This window comes from Variovorax paradoxus EPS (assembly GCF_000184745.1).
GTDB lineage: Bacteria > Pseudomonadota > Gammaproteobacteria > Burkholderiales > Burkholderiaceae_C > Variovorax > Variovorax paradoxus_C.
Map to the genome: position 1 here is coordinate 6,352,428 of NC_014931.1, position 20,047 is coordinate 6,372,474.

Annotated in this window: 18 protein-coding genes; 14 read left to right on the plus strand and 4 right to left on the minus strand. The window is 65.1% G+C overall.

Annotated elements, in window-relative coordinates:
* Position 1 precedes the first annotated feature (1 nt).
* From VARPA_RS29160 to VARPA_RS29165, 3 genes are all read left to right on the plus strand, one after another.
* Entirely contained in the window at positions 2-2,434 is a 2,433-nt protein-coding gene (locus VARPA_RS29160; RefSeq protein ID WP_013544188.1) for a M23 family metallopeptidase, read from the plus strand.
* A 9-nt stretch (positions 2,435-2,443) separates the two neighbouring features.
* Positions 2,444-3,166 (plus strand): hypothetical protein, encoded by a 723-nt coding sequence (locus VARPA_RS31270; protein WP_013544189.1) that lies wholly within the window; start codon positions 2,444-2,446, stop codon positions 3,164-3,166.
* A 102-nt stretch (positions 3,167-3,268) separates the two neighbouring features.
* Entirely contained in the window at positions 3,269-4,102 is an 834-nt protein-coding gene (locus VARPA_RS29165) for a hypothetical protein (protein ID WP_013544190.1), read from the plus strand.
* 27 nt (positions 4,103-4,129) lie between these two features.
* Here VARPA_RS29165 and VARPA_RS29170 read toward each other — a convergent pair whose 3' ends face one another.
* On the minus strand, positions 4,130-5,818 hold the full coding sequence (locus VARPA_RS29170) for a M28 family metallopeptidase (protein ID WP_013544191.1): 1,689 nt from the start codon (positions 5,816-5,818) through the stop codon (positions 4,130-4,132).
* A gap of 243 nt (positions 5,819-6,061) precedes the next feature.
* Here VARPA_RS29170 and VARPA_RS29175 point away from each other — a divergent pair, with 243 nt between their 5' ends.
* The 11 genes from VARPA_RS29175 (at position 6,062) to VARPA_RS29225 (ending at position 16,951) form a co-directional block, all read left to right on the plus strand.
* The gene (locus VARPA_RS29175; RefSeq protein ID WP_013544192.1) at positions 6,062-6,835 is read left to right on the plus strand and encodes a basic amino acid ABC transporter substrate-binding protein; all 774 of its coding nucleotides are present in this window, start codon (positions 6,062-6,064) and stop codon (positions 6,833-6,835) included.
* A gap of 84 nt (positions 6,836-6,919) precedes the next feature.
* Positions 6,920-7,690, plus strand: a complete 771-nt coding sequence (locus VARPA_RS29180; protein WP_013544193.1) for an amino acid ABC transporter permease — start codon at positions 6,920-6,922, stop codon at positions 7,688-7,690.
* A gap of 32 nt (positions 7,691-7,722) precedes the next feature.
* A complete protein-coding gene (locus VARPA_RS29185; protein WP_013544194.1) occupies positions 7,723-9,348 on the plus strand; it encodes an MFS transporter in 1,626 nt (541 codons plus the stop codon).
* Positions 9,349-9,496: 148 nt separating this feature from the next.
* A complete protein-coding gene (locus VARPA_RS29190; protein ID WP_013544195.1) occupies positions 9,497-10,318 on the plus strand; it encodes a creatininase family protein in 822 nt (273 codons plus the stop codon).
* Positions 10,319-10,330: 12 nt separating this feature from the next.
* Positions 10,331-11,134, plus strand: a complete 804-nt coding sequence (locus VARPA_RS29195; RefSeq protein WP_013544196.1) for an ABC transporter ATP-binding protein — start codon at positions 10,331-10,333, stop codon at positions 11,132-11,134.
* Positions 11,112-11,993, plus strand: a complete 882-nt coding sequence (locus VARPA_RS29200) for an ABC transporter permease (RefSeq protein ID WP_013544197.1) — start codon at positions 11,112-11,114, stop codon at positions 11,991-11,993. Before VARPA_RS29195 ends, VARPA_RS29200 begins: the two co-directional genes overlap by 23 nt.
* Before the next feature lie 4 nt (positions 11,994-11,997).
* On the plus strand, positions 11,998-13,362 hold the full coding sequence (locus tag VARPA_RS29205) for an FAD-binding oxidoreductase (RefSeq protein WP_013544198.1): 1,365 nt from the start codon (positions 11,998-12,000) through the stop codon (positions 13,360-13,362).
* A gap of 56 nt (positions 13,363-13,418) precedes the next feature.
* Positions 13,419-14,447 (plus strand): ABC transporter substrate-binding protein, encoded by a 1,029-nt coding sequence (locus tag VARPA_RS29210; protein ID WP_013544199.1) that lies wholly within the window; start codon positions 13,419-13,421, stop codon positions 14,445-14,447.
* A 144-nt stretch (positions 14,448-14,591) separates the two neighbouring features.
* Positions 14,592-15,182, plus strand: coding sequence for an NAD(P)H-dependent oxidoreductase (locus tag VARPA_RS29215; RefSeq protein WP_013544200.1), 591 nt, complete (start codon positions 14,592-14,594; stop codon positions 15,180-15,182).
* A 162-nt stretch (positions 15,183-15,344) separates the two neighbouring features.
* Positions 15,345-16,304, plus strand: a complete 960-nt coding sequence (locus VARPA_RS29220; protein ID WP_013544201.1) for a PDR/VanB family oxidoreductase — start codon at positions 15,345-15,347, stop codon at positions 16,302-16,304.
* Positions 16,301-16,951 carry a TetR family transcriptional regulator C-terminal domain-containing protein gene (locus VARPA_RS29225; protein ID WP_013544202.1) on the plus strand — a complete coding sequence of 217 codons (651 nt, stop codon included), beginning with the start codon at positions 16,301-16,303 and terminating at the stop codon, positions 16,949-16,951. Before VARPA_RS29220 ends, VARPA_RS29225 begins: the two co-directional genes overlap by 4 nt.
* A gap of 619 nt (positions 16,952-17,570) precedes the next feature.
* On the opposite strand, the gene VARPA_RS29230 is transcribed toward VARPA_RS29225, so the two are convergent.
* Genes VARPA_RS29230 through otnI form a run of 3 tightly spaced genes read right to left on the minus strand, consistent with a single transcriptional unit; the run spans position 17,571 to position 20,040 of the window.
* A complete protein-coding gene (locus VARPA_RS29230) occupies positions 17,571-18,029 on the minus strand; it encodes a RidA family protein (protein WP_013544203.1) in 459 nt (152 codons plus the stop codon).
* Positions 18,026-19,222: an amidohydrolase family protein gene (locus VARPA_RS29235; protein WP_013544204.1), complete on the minus strand. Its 1,197-nt coding sequence runs from the start codon at positions 19,220-19,222 to the stop codon at positions 18,026-18,028. Before VARPA_RS29235 ends, VARPA_RS29230 begins: the two co-directional genes overlap by 4 nt.
* Positions 19,219-20,040 carry a 2-oxo-tetronate isomerase gene (otnI, locus tag VARPA_RS29240; protein WP_013544205.1) on the minus strand — a complete coding sequence of 274 codons (822 nt, stop codon included), beginning with the start codon at positions 20,038-20,040 and terminating at the stop codon, positions 19,219-19,221. The genes VARPA_RS29235 and otnI overlap by 4 nt, the downstream gene beginning before the upstream one ends.
* Between the last annotated feature and the right edge of the window lie 7 nt (positions 20,041-20,047).

Consider the following 20,047-nt stretch of genomic DNA (forward strand, 5'->3'; position numbering starts at 1 on the left):
CATGATCCTCAGCCCACCCTTTCTGCCTGCCCGCACGTCGCAATCCGAAGCCGCCTGGCTCGACGCCGCCATGGCGCAGCCCACCTCCCGGCTCTCCAACACCAATGCCGCCGAAGGCTCCTTTCCCCTCAGCCTCCGGCTGGGCTGGCACAACGGCATCCACATCCAGGCACCGCAGGCCGCGGGCGCGTACCTGCCGGTGCGCGCCGTTGCCGACGGGACCGTCGTCTTCGTGCATCCGCCGACCGCGCCCAACAACGACGTCAACCACGCGCTCAACTACAACCCGTTCAACGCGGGCACGCCCAGCCCCGCGTGGACCAGCGATGGCTTCGTCGTCATCGCGCACAAGGGCGAGATCGGGGCGGCGGGTGCGGTGGCGACCGAGTTCGTCTACTTCAGCGCGTGCATGCACCTGGGGAGCCTCGCCAACCACGCCAGGACGCGCCAGCCGCTGAAGGCCGGCGACGTCGTCTTTCGCAAGGAAGCGCTGGGCACGCCGGGACAGATCTACGGCCACGACGGGCAGGTCCATTTCGAGGTCTGCTGCGACGAGGCGAACCTCGAGAAGCTCACCACCCGCAAGCGGGACTGGGCCGATCCGCTGGCGCCCCAGCCGCCGACGGCCAACGGCCGCACCGACGCCGTCTTCGGGAGCCTCTACATCTACCTGCCCGCGGGCACGCCAACGCGCGCGAGCCAGCCGACCAGCCACTTGCGTTCGGCCGTCCACGCAGGCGGCGCAGCGAGCGCAGCCACCGACTTCTTCCTGCCCGACACCTTGCGCGCCGCGCAGTGGGTGCAGATCACTTATGAGCACGGCAGCGCGATCCTCGCCAGCTGCGACAGGCTGGGCGCGCCGATCGGCCAACCCCGCAACGACAGCCGCTACGACTACATCACCGTTGCCACCATGCGCCCCGGCGCCTCGCAGAGCTTCGAGTACGACCTGTCCGCCGTCGCCAACGACCGCCACGGCTCGCTCGATGCCGCCACCCAAGCCTTGAGCAGCCCGAGCGGCTGGTACGAACTGCTGCGCTTCGGCCGCAACCTGGGCCCCGACGCATTGCCCGCCAACGCCGCCCACTGGCGCAAGGTCGTCACGCCGGACGGCGGGCTCTGGGTCGATCTCAATGCGCCCGGCACCTTCAAGTTCAGCGACGCCGATTTCCTGGCGATCACGGGCTGGAACTGCTTCGACGACGACCCGACCCCGACCGACCAGCGTTGCGATTCACTGCGCATGAAGACGCTGATCCGCGATCCGGACCGGACCAATGAGGGGCGCATGGAACGGGCGCAGTTGGCCCGGCGATTGGGAGAACCCGAGGTGCGCAACAAGCTGCGCCGGACGATCTGCAAGTTTCCGAGCGAGTGGGACCAGAAGGATGTCGAGAAACGGTACGGCTGGCTGGAGACGGAGGACTTCAAGTCAACGGACGATGACGCGACGGGAGCGCAGAAATGGGAGCGGTTTGTGAAGCACGCGAAGGCGGTCACGTTTCTTGAATTACCGGAGGCGTTTCTGAAGGCGGATTGGCGGTTTCATCCGAGGGAATTCGTGGGGCATATGAGGAAATGCGGGTGGTTGAGTTGCAGTGAAATAGAGCAAATTTACAAAAGCCACGATCTCCGCAACAACAATCCCGCCAGATTCGATGCCATCAGGAAATATCAAATTTCACTGAATTTAATGACGCGCAAATATCTGCTGAATACATCAAAAAGATTGCCTCATATTTTGGGCCAAGGCGCGGAAGAATCCAGTTTTTTAACAGCAATGCAAGAAGACTCCATGACCGGCAGTGCGGTGAATGGAGAGGTTCACGGAAAGGTTGGTGGAAAAGACCCGCAATCCCTGCGCAACGAACTCGATTTCGGCCATTGGTGGGGCTTCAGCCCGAATGAAAGAGTGGATTGGTACGGATCAAAGAAATTCAATAGCAAGGGACTTCTGATTGCCAGCTCGTACAACTGGAGAATGGGCAACCTCGGAGATCCGGACGCTCAAAAATTTCGAGGCAGAGGATTCAAGCAATTAACGGGCAGGCTCAACTACGTTCAATATTGGGTATACCGCGGGTGGTTGACCAGAAGCAGTTTTGACAATCATTGGTGGACCGATCCGCAATATGTGGCAAGAAACGTCCGAGGAATGACCAAAACCCCAGGCGTTGTTGATAACCCCGAAGTCGTTGGAACATCAATTTACAACTGCATGGATGCCGGAGGCTGGTATATGACATTTCAGCGTCCTGACGTGCTCCGTGCAATGGACGGCGACATGGATTATTTGGCTGCCAGCATCAGCGAATTGGCGCAAGAAACGACGGCATCCAAAGCGGTCACGCTTGCCATCAATGGCGGAGAAATCGCTTGGGACAGGCGACTGAAAAACACAAGGGCCGCCAAGGAAATAATTCTCGACCAATGAGATCAAAAAATGCTGAAAAAAACAATCCTTGTCGCATCTTTTTTTATGGCGCATTCATTTTGCCTGTCGCAGGAAATAAGCGCATTAAAAATCGACCGGAAAATTTTGAAGCTGAGCAAAAATGCAGGATCTTTATCCTGCCAGGTCAATCTGGATTTCGATGGATTTCGATACTCAGGCGATCGCCAATTCTTGATTTTCAAACAGATCAAAAAGGGCTTTTACGCTCCTTTTTACACGGATTTCATCAAATTGACCGATGCGTACGATCAATGCAAAAAATCCTCGCGAATCCGAACATTGCACGATCCAGCCGGCGAAAATATTCTGGACATCAATGCAGCGGGCCAAATTTACATGACCTATTTGGAAGACATGCACCACATCGGCGGAGGCACATTGGCCACTCGGGTTTCTTATGCGGTCAGGCGCCTGCCTGGCTCAAAGGAAATCATGTTCCCATTCAGCGTCAGAAAAAATGAGTCCGATGAAAAGGCGATGCAAAGAATAGGTCGCACCGGAGGTATGTCATCTTATGAATTCGGAACTGCTCCAGATGGCATTCGCCTGATATCAAAAAATGGAAAATATATCGCGCCTGCCGGAATTCGGTGTGACGAAGAAAAGCCTTATGAAGATGTTTGGAACGTCGATACACGAAGAAAAATTTCCGCAAAAGAAATTGAAGCGCTGAAGCGCAAGAACATCCAATGTGAAGATCTTTTTGACTGACCGCCCATGGCCAGCAACGCGCCGACGCTCCTGCCAGCCTGAAATCTTCCTGAGCGGTATGCGAGCATTCGCCCCATCACCGACACAAGAAGAGGGAGCCGCATGAATCTCGACCCCAGCCGCCGCGCACTGGACCATCTGCAGCAAATCCGCCTGCTCACCGACGCCGAACACGCAGCCGCCGCCAACGATCCCGAGTTGCCCAACGCCCTGTTTCGCACGCCGGCCGAAGCGCTCGCCTGGGTCGTCGCCCGCGAAATCATTCCTCAGGCGCAACTCGCCGATCTACCCACCCGCGCCGCAGGCACAGGCCAGGAGAACGAAGCCCAGGCCATTGTTTCCGAGGCCACCGACCTCATCAGCGGCGAGTTCCCTCTGCCGCCGTGGGCGCAGTTGCACATCCGCCTGCTGGACCGCCGCGTGCACGACGGCGTCAGCGCCAACGCGCTCGACCAGTTGATGGCCCTGCAATTGATCGACGCGGCGCAGCACTCGCACAGCCTCTCGATGCTGCCCACCCACGAGGAAGCCTGGGCCGCGCCCGATTCGCCGTCCGCCACGCTCGCCTGGACGGTGCTCCGGGCGGGCGCGCTGAGCGCGGATGACCTGAAGGCGCTGGCCGGCCGTACGGCGCATGACGAGATCGTCGCGGACGCCATGGCCCGCGTGGCCGGCGCGCGGACGGAGATGCGAACGACGAAGACCACGACGACGTTCTCCGTCGATTCGATGGACTTCACCACCTCGTCGTCTTCGTCGACGTCTTCCTTGCCGTCCGTGCCGTTCGCGTTGCCGCCGTCTTCCAGCTCGCAGACGCGGACCTTCACCTGGACGTCGTCGTCGGCGCCAGGGCCTGCCACGAGCAGCTGGAAAAAGAAGGTGATCGGCGCCGTCGTGATCGCGCTGGTCGCGCTCTACTTTCTCTTCGTTCGCTGAAGAGAAAAAGGCGACCGGCGCGACCGGTCAGCGCCGCTCGGCGCGGCTCGCATCGCGCGTCGCGCGGAATTCCGATCCCTGTCCCCATTCCGGCCAGCGCTTGCTGTTGGCCAGCGTCTCTCCCACGCGATAAAGCAGCGGCAGGTCGTGCGCCATGCCGGTGAAGGACCAGTCGACCTTCCATTCGTCGGCCGGCTGGTGGTAGCGCTCGGCGGTGTAGGCCTTGGCGGACGCTTCGCCGGCCGCGAGGCCGCCTTCCACCCAGTCGTTGCCCGAGGCGAACGAGAGCGCCGGCACGCCGCGCTTGGCAAAGGAGAAATGGTCGGAGCGGAAGAAGTAGCCGGCCTCGGGGTGCGGGTCCGGCGCATAGGCCAAGCCGAAGCCCTTGGCCTGCTCGACCAGCAGGTCCTGCAGCTGCGAAACCGCACTGCCCGAGGTGCTGAAGTTGCGCGCCGGGCCTTCAGGGCTGAGCGCGTCCATGTTGATGACGGCGACGGTTTTAGCCAGCGGGTACAGCGGCTTGGCGCCGTAGAACTCGGAGCCCAGCAGGCCGCGCTCCTCGGCCGTCACGGCCAGGAAGACGACGGAGCGCTCGGGCTTCTTCGGCGCGCTGGCGAAGGCGCGGCCCATCTCGATGAGCGCGGCGAGGCCGGTGCCGTTGTCGACCGCGCCGTTGTAGATCCTGTCGCCCTTGGCATCGGGCGCGCCGACGCCCAGGTGGTCCCAATGGGCGCTGTAGATCACGGTTTCGCCGGGGCGCTGGCGGCCTTCGACGCGGCCGACCACGTTCTTCGAAACGATCACCTGCCGGTCGATCGCGTACTCGGCCGTGAGGCTCGCATCCTTCAGCACCTGCGACTGGAACTCGCGCGTCTGCGCGAGCTTCTTCTGCGCCTCGAAGTCCAGTCCCGCGCGGCGCAGCAGCTCCACGGCTACGTCGCGCTGGATCCACGCCTCCAGCTTCGGATGCACCGCGGCGGGCTGGTCGCGCTCGATGTCGAGCATGGTCGCGGTGTTGGAGTTCTTCACCGTGGCCCAGCCGTACGCGGCGGGCGCGGTCTCGTGCACGATCAGCACGCCCAGGGCGCCGCGGCGCGCGGCCTCCTCGAACTTGTAGGTCCAGCGGCCGTAGTAGGTCATGGCCTTGCCGCCGAAGTCGCCCGTGCCGTTTGCACCGGTTTCGAAATCGGGGTCGTTGACCAGCACCACGGCGATCTTGCCCTTGAGGTCGACGCCCTTGTAGTCGTCCCAGCGCCGCTCGGGCGCGCTCACGCCATAGCCCACGAAGACCAGCGGCGCCTGCTGGATCGAGACCGAGGTCGAGCCGTCCATCGCGGCGCGCACCGCGATCTGCTCGCCCTGCACCAGCGCATCGCGCTGCGTGCCTACCTGCAGCGAGAACTGCGGCGTGCCGCGGAAATCGGTCTTCACCAGCGGCACCGACTGCGTCCAGCCGCGCTTGCCGCCTTCGAGGTCGCCGCCGGGCACGAGGCCCGCGGCCTTGAACTGGGCCACGAGGTAGTCGACCGTCTTGGCCTCCGCCGGCGTGGCGGGCGCGCGGCCCTCGAAGTCGTCGCCGGAGATGGTCTTCACGATCTGCGACAGGCGCTGCGGATCGAAACGCGGCGCCGGGTCGCCGGCCGCCAGCGCGCTCGTGGCGCTCCATGCCAGGCCGATGCCGCAAAGAAGAAAGGCAGGTCCGAGTCGCCGGGTCATGCAGAGCTCCTGAAAGGGGAAGCTCCGGATACTAGACAGCGCGCCACGCCACCGGGCGATGCCCCCGGGCCCGCCCGGAGAACCTTAGTTAGCCCGCGGGCAGGCGTGGAGCGAGGACTCAGTCGAAGCACTCACATTCCGCTTTGCAGAGCGGTGCGGAAGGGCGGCCGATAGCGCCAGCCTAAAATCCTCGCCCACCACATACGCATACCGCCGCGCCCCGCGGACACAGAGGACCCTCCAATGAACCCCATCCGCCGCGCACTGGCCCTCGGAATTGCTGGTCTCGCAGCCGCCTCACTCACCTTCGGCGCCCAGGCCCAGACCCCGAACCGCGAACTGACCGTCGCCTCCAGCGCCACCTACGCACCCTTCGCGTTCGAGAACAAGGACAAGCAGATCGTCGGCTTCGACATCGACATCATCAACGCCATCGCCAAGCAGCAGGGCCTGAAGATCAAGGTCGTCAACACGCCGTTCACCGGCATCTTCGGCGCGCTGAACAACGGCGACGTCGACCTGGTGATCTCGGGCGTGACCATCAACGACAAGCGCAAGCAGAGCTACGACTTCACGCCGCCCTACTTCGCCGCGCGCCAACTGATCGCGTTGCCCAAGAACAGCACGGTCGCCTCGCTGAAGGACCTCGCGGGCAAGAAGATCGCCGTGGTGAGCGCCTCCACCGCCGACGACATCGCCTCGCGCGAATTCGGCAAGACCAGCCCCAACATCCGCCGCTTCGAGAGCACGCCGCTCATCATTTCGGAGCTGGCCGGCGGTGGCGTCGATGCGGCCATGGGCGACAACGGCGTCATCGCCTACCGCGTGGCGCAGCATGCGGACCTCAAGACACTGGACGACAAGTCCTTCCCCGAAGAGGGCTTCGGCATCGTGGTGAAGAAGGGCGACAAGGCGCTGCTCGACAAGCTCAGCGCGGGCCTGGCGGCCATTCGTGCGGACGGCAGCTACGCGACGATCTACAAGAAGTGGTTCAACAAGGACCCGAACGTGCGCTGAGCCGCACGGCACCTGTGACCCGATCACGGCCGCCCTCGAAGCGGCCGTTTGTTTTTTGAGAGTGATGACGCGAAGGCGATGAATATGGAACAACCGATCCTCCTGTTTGGATGGTTCCGCTGGGACATCCTGGTCGAATACAAGGACCTGTTCTGGCAAGGCGCATGGATGACGCTGCGCATGACGGTGGTGTGCGTGCTGCTGGGTTCGAGTTGGGGTCTCTGCCTTGCGCTCGCTCGCCTCGCGCAGCCTCGCCATGCGCCGTGGACCTGGATCGCGCGCTTCTTTTTGCGCTGGCCGGCCACGGTGTATGTGAGCTTCTTCCGGGGCACGCCGCTGTTCGTGCAGATCCTCTTGATCCACTTCGCGGTGATGCCGGTGTTCATCCATCCGACGAGCGGCATCCTGATCGACGGCGAACTCGCGCGCACCTTGAAGCAGGAGCACGGCGCGCTCATCTCGGGCGTGGTGGCGCTCACGCTCAACTCGGCGGCGTACATCTCGGAGGTGTTCCGCGCGGGCATCCAGTCGATCTCGCGCGGGCAGTTCGATGCGGGGCGCTCGATCGGTTTCTCGCCCGCGCAGGTGATGCGCTACGTGGTGCTGCCGCAGGCGTTTCGCCGCATGCTGCCGCCGCTGGGCAACAACGCGATCGCGCTCTTGAAAGATACATCGCTGGTCTCCGCCATCGGCCTGGCCGAGCTGGCGTATGCGGCGCGCACCGTGGCTGGCGCCTATGCGCGCTACTGGGAGCCGTACCTCGCGATCTCGGTCATCTACTGGGTGATGACGCTGGTGCTGACCACGATGCTCAGAAGGCTCGAACACCGCCTCGCGCGCAGCGACCGCGGTTGAAGCAAGAAAGCCGCGCGCCACAATAGCGCCACATGCCACCGATAACGACCGAAGAGACACCCCTGCCGCCCACGCGGCCGCAACCCTCGAAGTTCGCGGCCCTCGAGCCGCTGAAGCTCCCCGTGTTCCGCATGCTATGGAGCACCTGGCTCATCGCCAACATCTGCATGTGGATGAACGATGTGGCGGCGGCGTGGATGATGACCTCGCTGACCACCTCGCCGATCTGGGTCGCGCTGGTGCAGTCGGCCTCCACGCTGCCCGTCTTCCTGCTGGGCCTTCCGAGCGGCGCGCTGGCCGACATCCTCGATCGCCGGCGCTGGCTCGTGGCCACGCAGTTCTGGCTGGCCGGCACGGCCATCGTGCTGTGCGCGGCACTGGCGCTCGATTTGATGACCGCGCCGCTGCTGCTCGCGCTCACCTTCGCCAACGGCATCGGCCTGGCGCTGCGCTGGCCGGTGTTCTCGGCCATCGTGCCGGAGCTCGTCCCGCGCCCGCAGCTGCCGGCGGCGCTCGGCCTGAACGGCATCGCGATGAACGCCTCGCGCATCATCGGCCCGCTCACGGCCGGCATGCTGATCGCGAGCGCGGGGACCATCTGGGTGTTCGCGCTCAACGCGGTGCTGTCGGTGGCGTCGGGCTTCGTGGTGCTGCGCTGGCGACGCGAGCACACGCCCAATCCGCTGGGGCGCGAGAAGCTCATCAGCGCGATGCGCGTGGGCGTGCAGTTCGTGCGGCAGTCGCAGCGCATGCGCGCGGTGTTGACGCGCATCTCGATCTTCTTCTTCCACTCGACGGCGCTGCTCGCGCTGCTGCCGCTGCTCGCTCGCAACTTGAAAGGCGGCGATGCGGGCACCTTCACGCTGCTGCTGGCCGCGATGGGCTCGGGCGCGATCGTCGCGGTGCTGTTCCTGCCGCGGCTGCGCCAGGCGCTCGGGCGCGACCAGCTGGTGCTGCGCGGCACGCTGCTGCAGTCGGGCGCCACGGCGGTGATGGCCTTCGCGCCCAACGCCTGGGTCGCGGTGCCGGCGATGTTCTTCGGCGGCATGGCGTGGATCACGGTGGCCAATTCGCTCTCGGTGTCGGCGCAGCTCGCGCTGCCCGACTGGGTGCGGGCGCGCGGCATGTCGATGTACCAGATGGCGATCATGGGCGCGAGCGCGATCGGTGCGGCCATCTGGGGCCAGGTGGCGACCATGACGGCGCTGAACCTGAGCCTGGCGGTGGCCTCGGTGAGCGGCACGCTGCTGATGCTCATCGCCCTGCGCTTCGTGACCGACGTCACCGGTGAAGACGACACCAGCCCCGCCGAAGCCGGCTGGGCCGCGGGCCCGCCGGCCGAGGCGCCGCAGGAAGAAGGGCGCGTGGTGATCACGGTCGAGTACCTCATCGAGCCGGCGCGCGCCGCCGCCTTCCACATCGTCATGCAGCAGACGCGCCGCGCGCGCCTGAGCCAGGGCGCGATCGGCTGGGAGCTGCTGCACGACATCGCGCAGCCCAGCCGCTACGTGGAACAGATCGTCGACGAGTCGTGGACCGACCACCTGCGCCGCTTCAACCGTGCGACAGCCAGCGACATGGTGCTGCGGGAGCGGCGGCTGGCCTTTCACATCGGCGAAACCTCGCCGGTCGTCACGCGCTACATCGTGCGGCGATGAGAGTGCCTGAATTCATCCAGATCGTCTGATTTGGCGGTCAGGGCAGACCCCTTGCCTGCAAGGGGTGGGTAATTACGGGGGCTACTTTTTTTGACCGATCGGATGATTTAGGCCATCATCCGGCCGTCGCGTCACGAGGTACACCCCGATGAATCCGCCCACACTGCGCAGCCGCTTCTGGTCCGACCTGACCAGCGAAGAGTTCTCCCGCCTCGACCGCGAACGGCTCATCGCCGTGCTGCCGGTGGGCGCCACCGAGCAGCACGGTCCGCACCTGCCGATGTCGACCGACACCGCCACCATCGACGGCATGGTGCGCGCCACGCTCCCGCACCTGCCCGACGACCTGCCGGTGCTGTTTCTTCCCACCGTGCCCTACGGCAAGAGCAACGAGCATTCGCGCTACCCGGGCACGCTCACCGTGTCGGCCAACACGCTGATCTCGCTCTGGAAGGACATCGGCGCGTGCGTCGCCAAGGCCGGCGTGCGCAAGCTGGTGCTCTACAACAGCCACGGCGGCCAGATGAGCGTGATGGACATCGTGGCGCGCGACCTGCGCGAAGAGCACGACATGATGGTCGTCGCCGCCAACTGGTACACGCTGGGCCTGCCCGAGGGCCTGTTCACCGCGCACGAAGGCAAGCATGGCATCCACGCCGGCGACCTCGAAAGCTCGGTGATGCTGCACCTCACGCCCGACTACGTGCGAAAGGACCAGTTCCAGAACTTCAGCTCGATGACCGAGCAGCTGGCCGCAGAAAACAAGTTCCTCTCGATCACGCCCAGCGGCAAGCTCGGCTGGCAGATGCACGACATCAACCCTTCGGGCGCGGCCGGCGATGCCACGCGCGCAACGGCCGAGAAGGGCGCCGCGGTGCTCGACCACGTGGGCCGCCGCTTCGTCGAACTGCTGCACGAGGTGGACCGCTTCCCGCTCTCTCGCCTCGCCAACGAACCTGCCTGGCGCTAGGCTCGCCCCACCATGGAAAGCACCACGCCATCCACCACCCCGCCGCTGGTCAGCCTGCGCCACGTCAGCAAGCGTTTTGCCAACGGCACGCTCGCGCTGCAGGGCATGACGCTGGACATCGGCGAGCACGACTTCATCAGCTTTCTCGGCCCCTCGGGCTGCGGCAAGAGCACGGCGTTGCGCCTGATTGCCGGCCTCACGCGGCTCAGCTCAGGCGAGATGCAATGGTCCGGCGCCAATACCGGAAAGACGCAGAGCGACCGCGACCTGGGCTTCGTGTTCCAGGAGCCCACGCTCATGCCCTGGGCCAAGGTGTTCGACAACGTGTGGCTGCCGCTCAAGCTGGCCGGCCAGAGCCGCGATGCGGCGGCGCCGGTTGTGCAGCAGGTTCTGGAGATGGTCGGCCTCTCGCGCTTTGCCGACGTGTACCCGCGCGAGCTCTCGGGCGGCATGAAGATGCGCGTGTCGATCGCGCGTGCGCTGGTCACGCACCCGCGCCTGCTGCTGATGGACGAGCCCTTCGCCGCGCTCGATGAAATGACGCGCATCAAGCTCAACAACGACCTGCTCGCCATCTGGCGCGAGCACCGTTTCTCGGTGGTGTTCGTCACGCACAGCGTGTACGAGTCGGTGTATCTCTCGAACCGCATCGTGGTGATGGCCGCGCGCCCGGGCCGCGTCATTGACGAGATTCGCATCGAGGAGCCCTATCCGCGCGGCGAGGAATTCCGCACTTCGAGCCGCTACAACGCGCACTGCACGGCAGTGTCGCAATCCCTGCACGGAGCCCTGCATGGCGTCGACATCGATCACTGAACCCGTGGCCCTCGCGGACGTGGACACGGCGCCCTCCGAGGCCTCCCTGCGCGCGCATGAAGACAAGTTGCGCCGCCGCGAATCGCTGCTGCGCATCACCGTGCCCGCGGCCATCGTCGTGCTGCTGCTGCTCATCTGGGAATGGACGGTGCGCGCCAACAACATCCCGCACTACATCCTGCCCGCGCCCTCGCTCATTTTGAAGACGCTGTTCGATAACTGGGACACGCTCTCCAGCGCGCTGTGGTTCACGGTGAAGCTCACGCTCCTCGCACTGCTGGCGGCCATCGTGGGTGGCGTGCTGCTGGCGATTGCGTTCGCGCTCTTCAAGTGGGTGGAGATCGGCCTCTTCCCGATCGCGGTGATCCTGCAGGTGACACCGATCATCGCGATTGCGCCGCTGATCCTGATCTACGTCTCGAGCACCACCGCGGCGCTGCTGCTGTGCGCGTGGATCGTGGCGTTCTTCCCGATCCTGTCGAACACCGTCATCGGCCTCAAGAGCGCCGACAGCAATTTGCGCGACCTGTTCCAGCTCTACAAGGCCTCGCCCTGGCAGACCTTCCGCTACCTGCTTGCGCCGAGCGCGCTGCCGTACTTCATGGCGGGCCTGAAGATCGCGGGCGGGCTGAGCCTGATCGGCGCCGTGGTGGCGGAGTTCACTGCGGGCACGGCGGGCAAGGAGACGGGTCTCGCCTCGCGCATTCTCGAATCGAGCTTCCGCACCGAGATCCCGATGATGTTCGCGGCGCTGCTCCTGGTGTCGTTGCTGGGCATCGTGATCTTCATCGTGTTCGCCGCCCTCTCGCGCATGGTGCTTGGCCACTGGCATGAAAGCGAAATGCGCCGTGAACGCTAGGCCGATGCACACGGTCATCGACTGGGACGCGGTCCGCGAAGACCTGCGCGGACTGAACCTCGTCACCGCGCCGAGCCAGAGAAAGCAGCTGTCGAAAGACTTCTACTGGTACAGCCCCATCCTCACCGCACAGCTCGCGGGCTGCGTGGCCGACCTCGTGGTGAAGGTCAGCACCGAGGACGACGTGCGACAGGCAGCAGCAGTCGCCGCGAAGTGGAAGCTGCCGCTTACCGTGCGCGCGGGCGGCACCGGCAACTACGGCCAGTGCGTGCCGCTGGAGGGCGGCATCGTGCTCGACGTGACGCAGATGTGCCGCGTGCTCGACATCCAGGACGGTCGCATGCGCGTGGAAGCCGGCGCGCGCATGCACGACATCGACCTCGCCGCGCGCGAGACCGGGCAGGCGCTGCGCATGTGGCCCTCGACCTGGCATGTGGCCAGCATCGGCGGCTTCATCGCGGGCGGCTTCGGCGGCATCGGATCGTTTCGCCACGGCATCCTGCGCGACCCGGGCAACCTGCTGCGCGCGCGCGTGATGACGGTGGAGCGCGAGCCGCGCGTCATCGAACTCGTGGGCGACGAGATCCAGCAGGTGCATCACGCCTACGGAACCAACGGCGTGATCCTCGATGTCGAAGTGGCCCTGAGCCCGGCGGTCGAATGGGTGCACTGCACGGTGCTCTTCGAGACGTACCGCGGCGCGCTCGACTTCGGCATCGCAGCGCAAGCGCCGACGCTCGACATCTTTTTGCTCTCCACCGTGGAGGCCCGCTTCTCGCCGTACTACACGGCAATGCGCGACCGCTTCCCGATCGACCGGCATGCAGTCTTCACCATGGTCTCGCCCGAGTCGATGGCCGAGTTCCGCGCGCTCGCCGATGCGCACGGCGGCATGATCTCCGTCGCCGGCACCGAGGCCGAACTGCTCGCCGACGGCCTGCCGCCCGCCTACGAGTGCGCGTTCAACCACACGACGCTGCAAGCGCTGAAGGCCGACCGCGGCTGGACCTACCTGCAGGTCGCGTATGCGCAGCCCTTTGATCCTTCGGTGGTCGAACGACACCTGCAAATCTTCGGCGACGACGTGCTGCAGCACCAGGACTTCGCGCGCGCGGGCGGCGAGTGCGGCACCTTCGGCATCCTGCTCGTGCGCTGGAAGGGCGAGGCGCATCAGTACGAGGTGATCCGCGAGATCGAGTCGCAGGGCGGCTGCCAGATCTTCAACCCGCATGTGGTCACCATCGAAGACGGCGGCATGAAGACCATCGACACGCAGCAGATCGAATTCAAGAAGCGCAGCGACCCGATGGGTTTGATGAACCCCGGAAAAACGCGCGGCTGGACGCCCGAGATGGCCGTCGAACGCTGAAAAGATTTAGTCTCCGCATCCCGTACTTTCCAAAACCTCCACAGGAGTTCGTCCCCATGCGCATCCCCGCTTTCCACCTCCGCCCGCTGGCCTTCGGCCTGGCGCTGACAGCAGCCGCCTTCGCCGTGCAGGCGCAGGAAAAAGTGGTGTTCGCCACCAACTGGAAAGCGCAGGCCGGCCACGGCGGCTTCTACCAGGCGCTGGTGGATGGCACCTACAAGAAGTACGGCCTCGATGTCGACATCCAGCAGGGCGGCCCGATGGTCAACAACCGGCCGATGCTGCCGGCCGGCAAGGTCGATTTCCTCATGACCGGCAACCTGCTGCAGTCCTTCGACAACGTGAAGAACGGCGTGCCCACGGTGGTGGTCGCGGCCTTCTTCCAGAAGGACCCGCAGGCCATGTTCGCGCACCCGGGCCAGGGCTTCGACACCTTCAAGGACATGACCAAGGCGCCCGTCGCCTTCATCGGCAAGGACGGCCAGTTCAGCTTCTGGCAGTGGATGAAGTCGGAGCACGGCTTCAAGGATTCGCAGCTCAAGCCCTACACCTTCAACGTCGGCCCGTTCCTCGCGGACAAGAAGTCGATCCAGCAGGGCTATGCGATTTCGGAGCCGCTGTCGATCAAGGCGCAGGCCGGGTTCGATCCGGTGGTGCAACTGCTGGCGGACAACGGCTTCTCGACCTACTCGACCACCATCGAGACGCGCGCGGACCTCATCAAGACCAAGCCCGAGACGGTGCGCAAGTTCGTCGAGGCCTCGATCATCGGCTGGAACAACTACCTCTACGGCGACAACAAGGCCGCCAACGAGATGATCGCCAAGATCAACCCCGACTCGCCTGTGGCCGCGTTGCAGGGCTCCATCGAGCTGATCAAGAAGATGGGCATCGTGGACAGCGGCGAATCGCTCACCAAGGGCATCGGCACGATGGACGAAGCCCGCGTGAAGGACTTCTACGACAAGATGGTCAAGGCCGGTCTCTACAAGGCGGGCGAGGTGGATCTGTCGAAGGTCGTGACCACGCAGTTCGTGAACAAGGGCGTCGGTGTCGACGTTCGCAAGAAGCTCACCGGCAAGTAATTCGTTTCGTTGTTTTTTCCCGTGGGTCGCGCGGGGCTTGCGCCGGGGTCAGATGCCGGCGCCTGGGTTGCCATAAGGCACCGCGCGCCCTTTTGTTCCTTGGGCTCTGACCCCGTCTCGCCGACAGGCGATGCGGCCCTCCACATGAAAACGCTAGTCGTCCACTGCCATCCGAACCCTGACAGCTTCAACCACGCGCTCTACCGCACCGCGCTCGAAGCGCTCGAACAGCGGCATACCGTCCGAGCCATCGACCTCTACGCCGAGGGCTTCGACCCGACGCTCACCCGCGAAGAGCGCATCGCCTACATCGACAACCCCGACCTCATCCGCGAACGTGTGAAGCCACATGTCGAAGCGCTGCTGTGGGCCGAGCACCTGGTGTTCGTGTTCCCCATCTGGTTCTATGGGCCGCCGTCCATGCTCAAGGGCTGGCTGGAGCGGGTCTGGCTGCCGGGCGTGGCCTTCCTGCCGGCCGAGCGCAAGGGCCAGCTCACGAAGTCGGGCATGCGCCACATCCGGCGGCTCACGGTGGTGACCACGGGCGGCTCGCCGCGCTGGTTCCTGAAGGTGATCGGCGACCCCTGCCGGCGGCTGTTCACGCGGGGCCTGCGCGCGCTGTTCGCGTGGCGCTGCAAGGTGACGTGGCTGCAGCTGCACGACATGAACGCCGTCACCGAGCGCGACCGCACGCATTTCATCGAGCGCGTTTCGCGGACGTTGCAAGCGCTCTAGAAAAATTCGATCCGAGCGAGAGCAACAAATGCCAACCACCGTTCGGGCTGAGCTTGTCGAAGCCTGCGTCCATTGGGCACAACCCTTCGACAAGCTCAGGGCGAACGGCGGGAAGGTTCAGGGCGAGAGGAATCGCTCAATGAACATAGAAAGGAAAACACCATGAGCCTCGAACGCACGCTGACCGTCCGCGTCGAACGCATCTCGCGCGAGACACCGGAGATCCTGGCCTTCGAGCTGGCGCATCCGTGGGGACGCGCGCTGCCGGGGTACGAGGCCGGCGCGCACATCGATGTGCACATGCCGGGCGGGTTCTCGCGGCAGTACTCGCTGGCGCGGGCGCCTTCGAATGCGCCGTCTTATGTGATCGGGGTGAAGCGCGAGCTTGCGAGCCGCGGCGGATCGGCCTCGATGCACGAGCGCGTGCGCGAGGGCGACCTGATCGCGATCAGCACGCCGCGCAACACCTTCCCGCTGCGCGAAGAGGCCGCGCATCACCTGCTGATGGCCGGTGGCATCGGCATGACGCCGCTGCTCGCGATGGCGCAGGCGCTCGCGGCGCGCGGCGCATCGTTCACGCTGTGCGTGTTCGCGCGCAGCGAAGAGCACCTGGCGTTTTCCGATGCGCTGCGCGACCCCGCGCTCGCGCCGCATCTGCGCCTGCACCTCGACCAGGGCGATGCCTCGCAACGCATCGACCTGCAGGCATTGCTGGCCGATCGCGCGCCCGACACGCACCTCTACGTTTGCGGCCCCGGCGGCTTCATGAAGGCGGTGCGCGATGCGGCCGCGCACTGGCCCGAAGACGCGCTGCACACCGAGTACTTTGCCGCACCGACCGATGCCAACACCACCACCGGCCTGCCCTTTACGCTGAAGCTCGCGCAGCGCGGCATCACGGTGCCGGTCGCGGCGGACCAGACGGCCGTCGATGCGCTGCATGAAGTGGGCATCGACATCCCCGTGTCCTGCCAGCAGGGCCTGTGCGGCACCTGCGTGGTCGAGGGCGACGGAGAGGCCGCCGAGCACCGCGACTTCTGCCTCACCGGCACCGAGCGGCGCAGTAAGGTGGCGCTGTGCTGCTCGCGCGCCAAGGGCCTTGAACTGGTGTTGCAGTTGTGAGCGTTGAAGAAACCGAGAGCGACGCACCGGCCACGCGCGGCCGGTCGCGCAAGTACACGCAGGTGCTGGGCGTCATCTACCAGGCCGCCATCGACGTGTTCGCGAGCGAGGGCCTGGCCGGCGCAACGACGCAGGCCATCGCCGACAAGGCCGGGCTCTCGAAGGCGCAGCTGCACTACTACATCGAGAGCAAGGAAGCGCTCTACCGGCTGGTGCTGCAGGACATCCTGAACGACTGGATCGTGGTGTTCGGCTTCAGCGACGAGGCCTTCGGGCCGCGCAAGGTGCTGAGCGACCTGATCCATCGCAAGATGGTGTTCTCGTTCCAGCATCCGCTGCGCTCGCGCATCTTCACCGCCGAGATGATGCGCGGCGCGCCGGTGCTCAACACCATGATGGATACGAGCAAGGCGCGCACCGACCAGGCGGCCGCCGTGATCCAGAACTGGATGAACCAGGGGCTGATGGACACCGCCGACCCGATGCTGGTGCTGTTCCACATCTGGGCGGTGACGCAGTTCTATGCGGACCATGCGACGCAGGCCGCGTACTTCCGCAACGTCGCGCAGGACGGCGACGACAAGGACCGGCGCTACCTGATCGAGCATGTGACGGATTTCCTGCTGAAGGGGGCGGGGGTCAAGTAGCGGGCCGGGCCTTTCCGTCTCCCCATCCATTCACACGGAGCCCCATCCGTTCACACGGAGCCCCATCCGTTCACGCTGAGCCTGTCGAAGCGCCGCGCAAGACTTCGACAAGCTCAGTCCGAACGGGGAGGGAATCACATCCATCATCCGTTCACGCTGAGCCTGTCGACGCGCCGCGCAAGACTTCGACAAGCTCAGTCCGAACGGGGAGGGAATCACATCCATCATCCGTTCACGCTGAGCTTGTCGAAGCGCCGCACAAGACTTCGACAAGCTCAGTCCGAACGGGGAAGGGAATCACATCCATCATCCGTTCACGCTGAGCCTGTCGACGCGCCGCGCAAGACTTCGACAAGCTCGGTCCGAACGGGGGAGGGAATCACATCCATCATCCGTTCGCGCTGAGCCTGTCGAAGCGCGCGCAAGACTTCGACAAGCTCAGTCCGAACGGGGGAGGGAATCACATCCATCATCCGTTCACGCTGAGCCTGTCGAAGCGCCGCGCAAGACTTCGACAAGCTCAGTCCGAACGGGGGAGGGAATCACATCCATCATCCGTTCACGCTGAGCCTGTCGAAGCGCCGCGCAAGACTTCGACAAGCTCAGTCCGAACGGGGGGTCATTTCTGCGGCAAATACATCGTCGCTTCGACCTCGACCAGCACCTCGTCCCCCGGCAGGAAGCGCGACACCTCGACCACCGTGCTCACCGGCGGCTCGCCCGGATAGAAGAGGCCGCGCACGCGGTTGTAGAACGCGTAGTGCGGCAGGTGGCGGAAGTACTGCACCAGCTTGACCACATCGTCCATCGTGCCGCCATGCTCGGCCGCGATCTGGCGGATGCGCTCCAGCACGAACCAGCTCTGCGCGACGATGGCGGCCTCGAACACATCGACCGACATCTGGCCGGTGGCGTAGCCCACGCCTTGCAATGCGGTGCGGGCTTCCTCGGGGATGTCGTCGTAGCCCGCGACCGCGCGGCGCTTGGCCGGATCGACCGCGACCACGCCGCTCATGAAGACGAAATCGCCGACGCGTTTCGCGGCGGCGTAGTTGGCCATTGGCTTGCCCATGCTCATTGTGTTTTCTCCAGAATTCGACCGGCACGGATCACAGTGCGTTCGCGCCCGCGCGGCCCGATGAGATCATGCTCGTCGGTCGCTGCGAGCAGCACCAGGTCCGCGGGGCAGCCCGGTGCGATGCGGCCGTCCCACGCGAGGCCGAGCGCCTTCGCGGGGCTGACAGTGATCGCATCGAGCCAGTCGCTTGCGGGCGCGAGGTGCGCCATCTGCACGCCGAGGCCGAAGGTCTCCACGAGGTCGTAGCTGCCGTAGGGATAGAAGGCGTCCTGCACGTTGTCCGTGGCCAGGCTCGCACGCAAGCCCCGTGCCGCCGCCTCGTGGATGCGCGTGATGCCGCGCGGCACGGGCGTGCGGTCCCAGGCGCCTTGCAGGTAGAGGTTGGTGGTGGGCAGCGCGACGATGTGCAGGCCCGCGCCGGCGCACAGCGCGAGCGTCTCGTTGGCGACCGCGTCATCCTGCACCGAGAGCGAGCAGCAGTGGCCGCAGACGACGCCCTGCTTGAAGTCGCGCGCGCGTACCAGTTGGGCAATGCTGCGCAGGCCGGTGGCATCGGCATCGAGCCCTTCGTCGACATGGAAGTCGAGGCCGAGGCCATGCTGCTGCGCGAGATCGAACACGCGGCCCAGCTTGTGGACGATGCCTTCGTTGCGATAGACGAAGGCGCCGAGCACGCCGCCCGCGCGCTTCACTTCGCCGGCGATGCGCTCGCCCGCTGCGAGGTCCGCGAACACATCGAGCGGCGTGAGCGAGACGAACTGCAGCTCGATGCGGCCGTGCCATTCCTCGCGCAGTGCTTCGAACACGGCCAGAGCGGCCGGTGCTTCAGGCTGCACCCAATCGATATGCGTGCGCAGCGCGCGCGTACCCGACTGCAAGGCGTCATGCAGCGCGCGTTCCATGCGCAGGCGCAGCGTTTCGCCGGTCCAGCCGGCGCGGTGCTTTTCCATGCGCTCGATGGCCGTGAACAGGTTGCCCTGTGCCGCTCCCACTTCCTGCACGGTGTAGTTCTTGTCGATGTGCGCATGGGCTTCGACCAGCCCGCTCAGCAGCGTGCCGCGCGCTTGCGTCTGCGAGGCACTGGGCACGATGGCCGCGACCTTGTCGCCATCGAGCGTGATATCGAAGACCTGCGCACCGCCCGCCGCGAAGCCGCGCAGTGGCGCCGGAATGCGCAGCGACTCCAGCTTCATGCGCGCTGTTGTTGCAGTGCGCGCAGCCAGCCGAGGCCCGCCGACGTGCCGCCCGGCTCCGATCCACGCTTGGGCCGGTACTCGCAGCCGACCCAGCCTTGCCAGCCGCTTTGTCTCGACACCTCGTCGATCACGTCGAAGAGATAGCCGTAGTTCTGCTCGCCGATGTCGGGCTCGTGGCGCTCGGGCACGCCGGCGATCTGCAGGTGGCCGACGCGGCCGGTGGGCAGGTACTTGCGGATCTTCATCGCCACGTCGCCTTCGACGATCTGGCAGTGGTACAGGTCCATCTGCACCTTGAGGTTCGGTGCGCCGATGGTCTCGACGATGTCGTGCGCATCGTCCTGCCGGTTGAGGAAGAAGCCGGGGATATCCCGCGTGTTGATCGGCTCGATCAGCACGTCGCGGCCGGCCTTCGCGGCCTCTTCTGCCGCAAAGCGCAGGTTGTCGAGGTACACGGGCCGCACGGCATCGCGCTGCAGGTCTTGCGGCACGAGGCCGGCCATGACGTGGATGCGCGGGCAGTCAAGGGCCACGGCGTAGTCGATGGCTTTCGCGATGCCTTCGCGGAATTCGGCATCCCGGCCGGGCAGGCACGCGAGGCCGCGCTCGCCGCCCTCCCAGTTGCCGGGCGGGCCGTTGAAAAGCACCTGCTGCAGGCCGTTGTGCTTCAGGCGCGCGACGATGTCTTCCTTCGCGAACGCATAGGGGAAGAGGTACTCGACGGCCTTGAAGCCGTCTTTGGCGGCGGCATCGAAACGGTCGAGGAAATCGAGCTCGGGATAGAGCATCGAGAGGTTGGCGGCGAATTGGGGCATGGCTTGT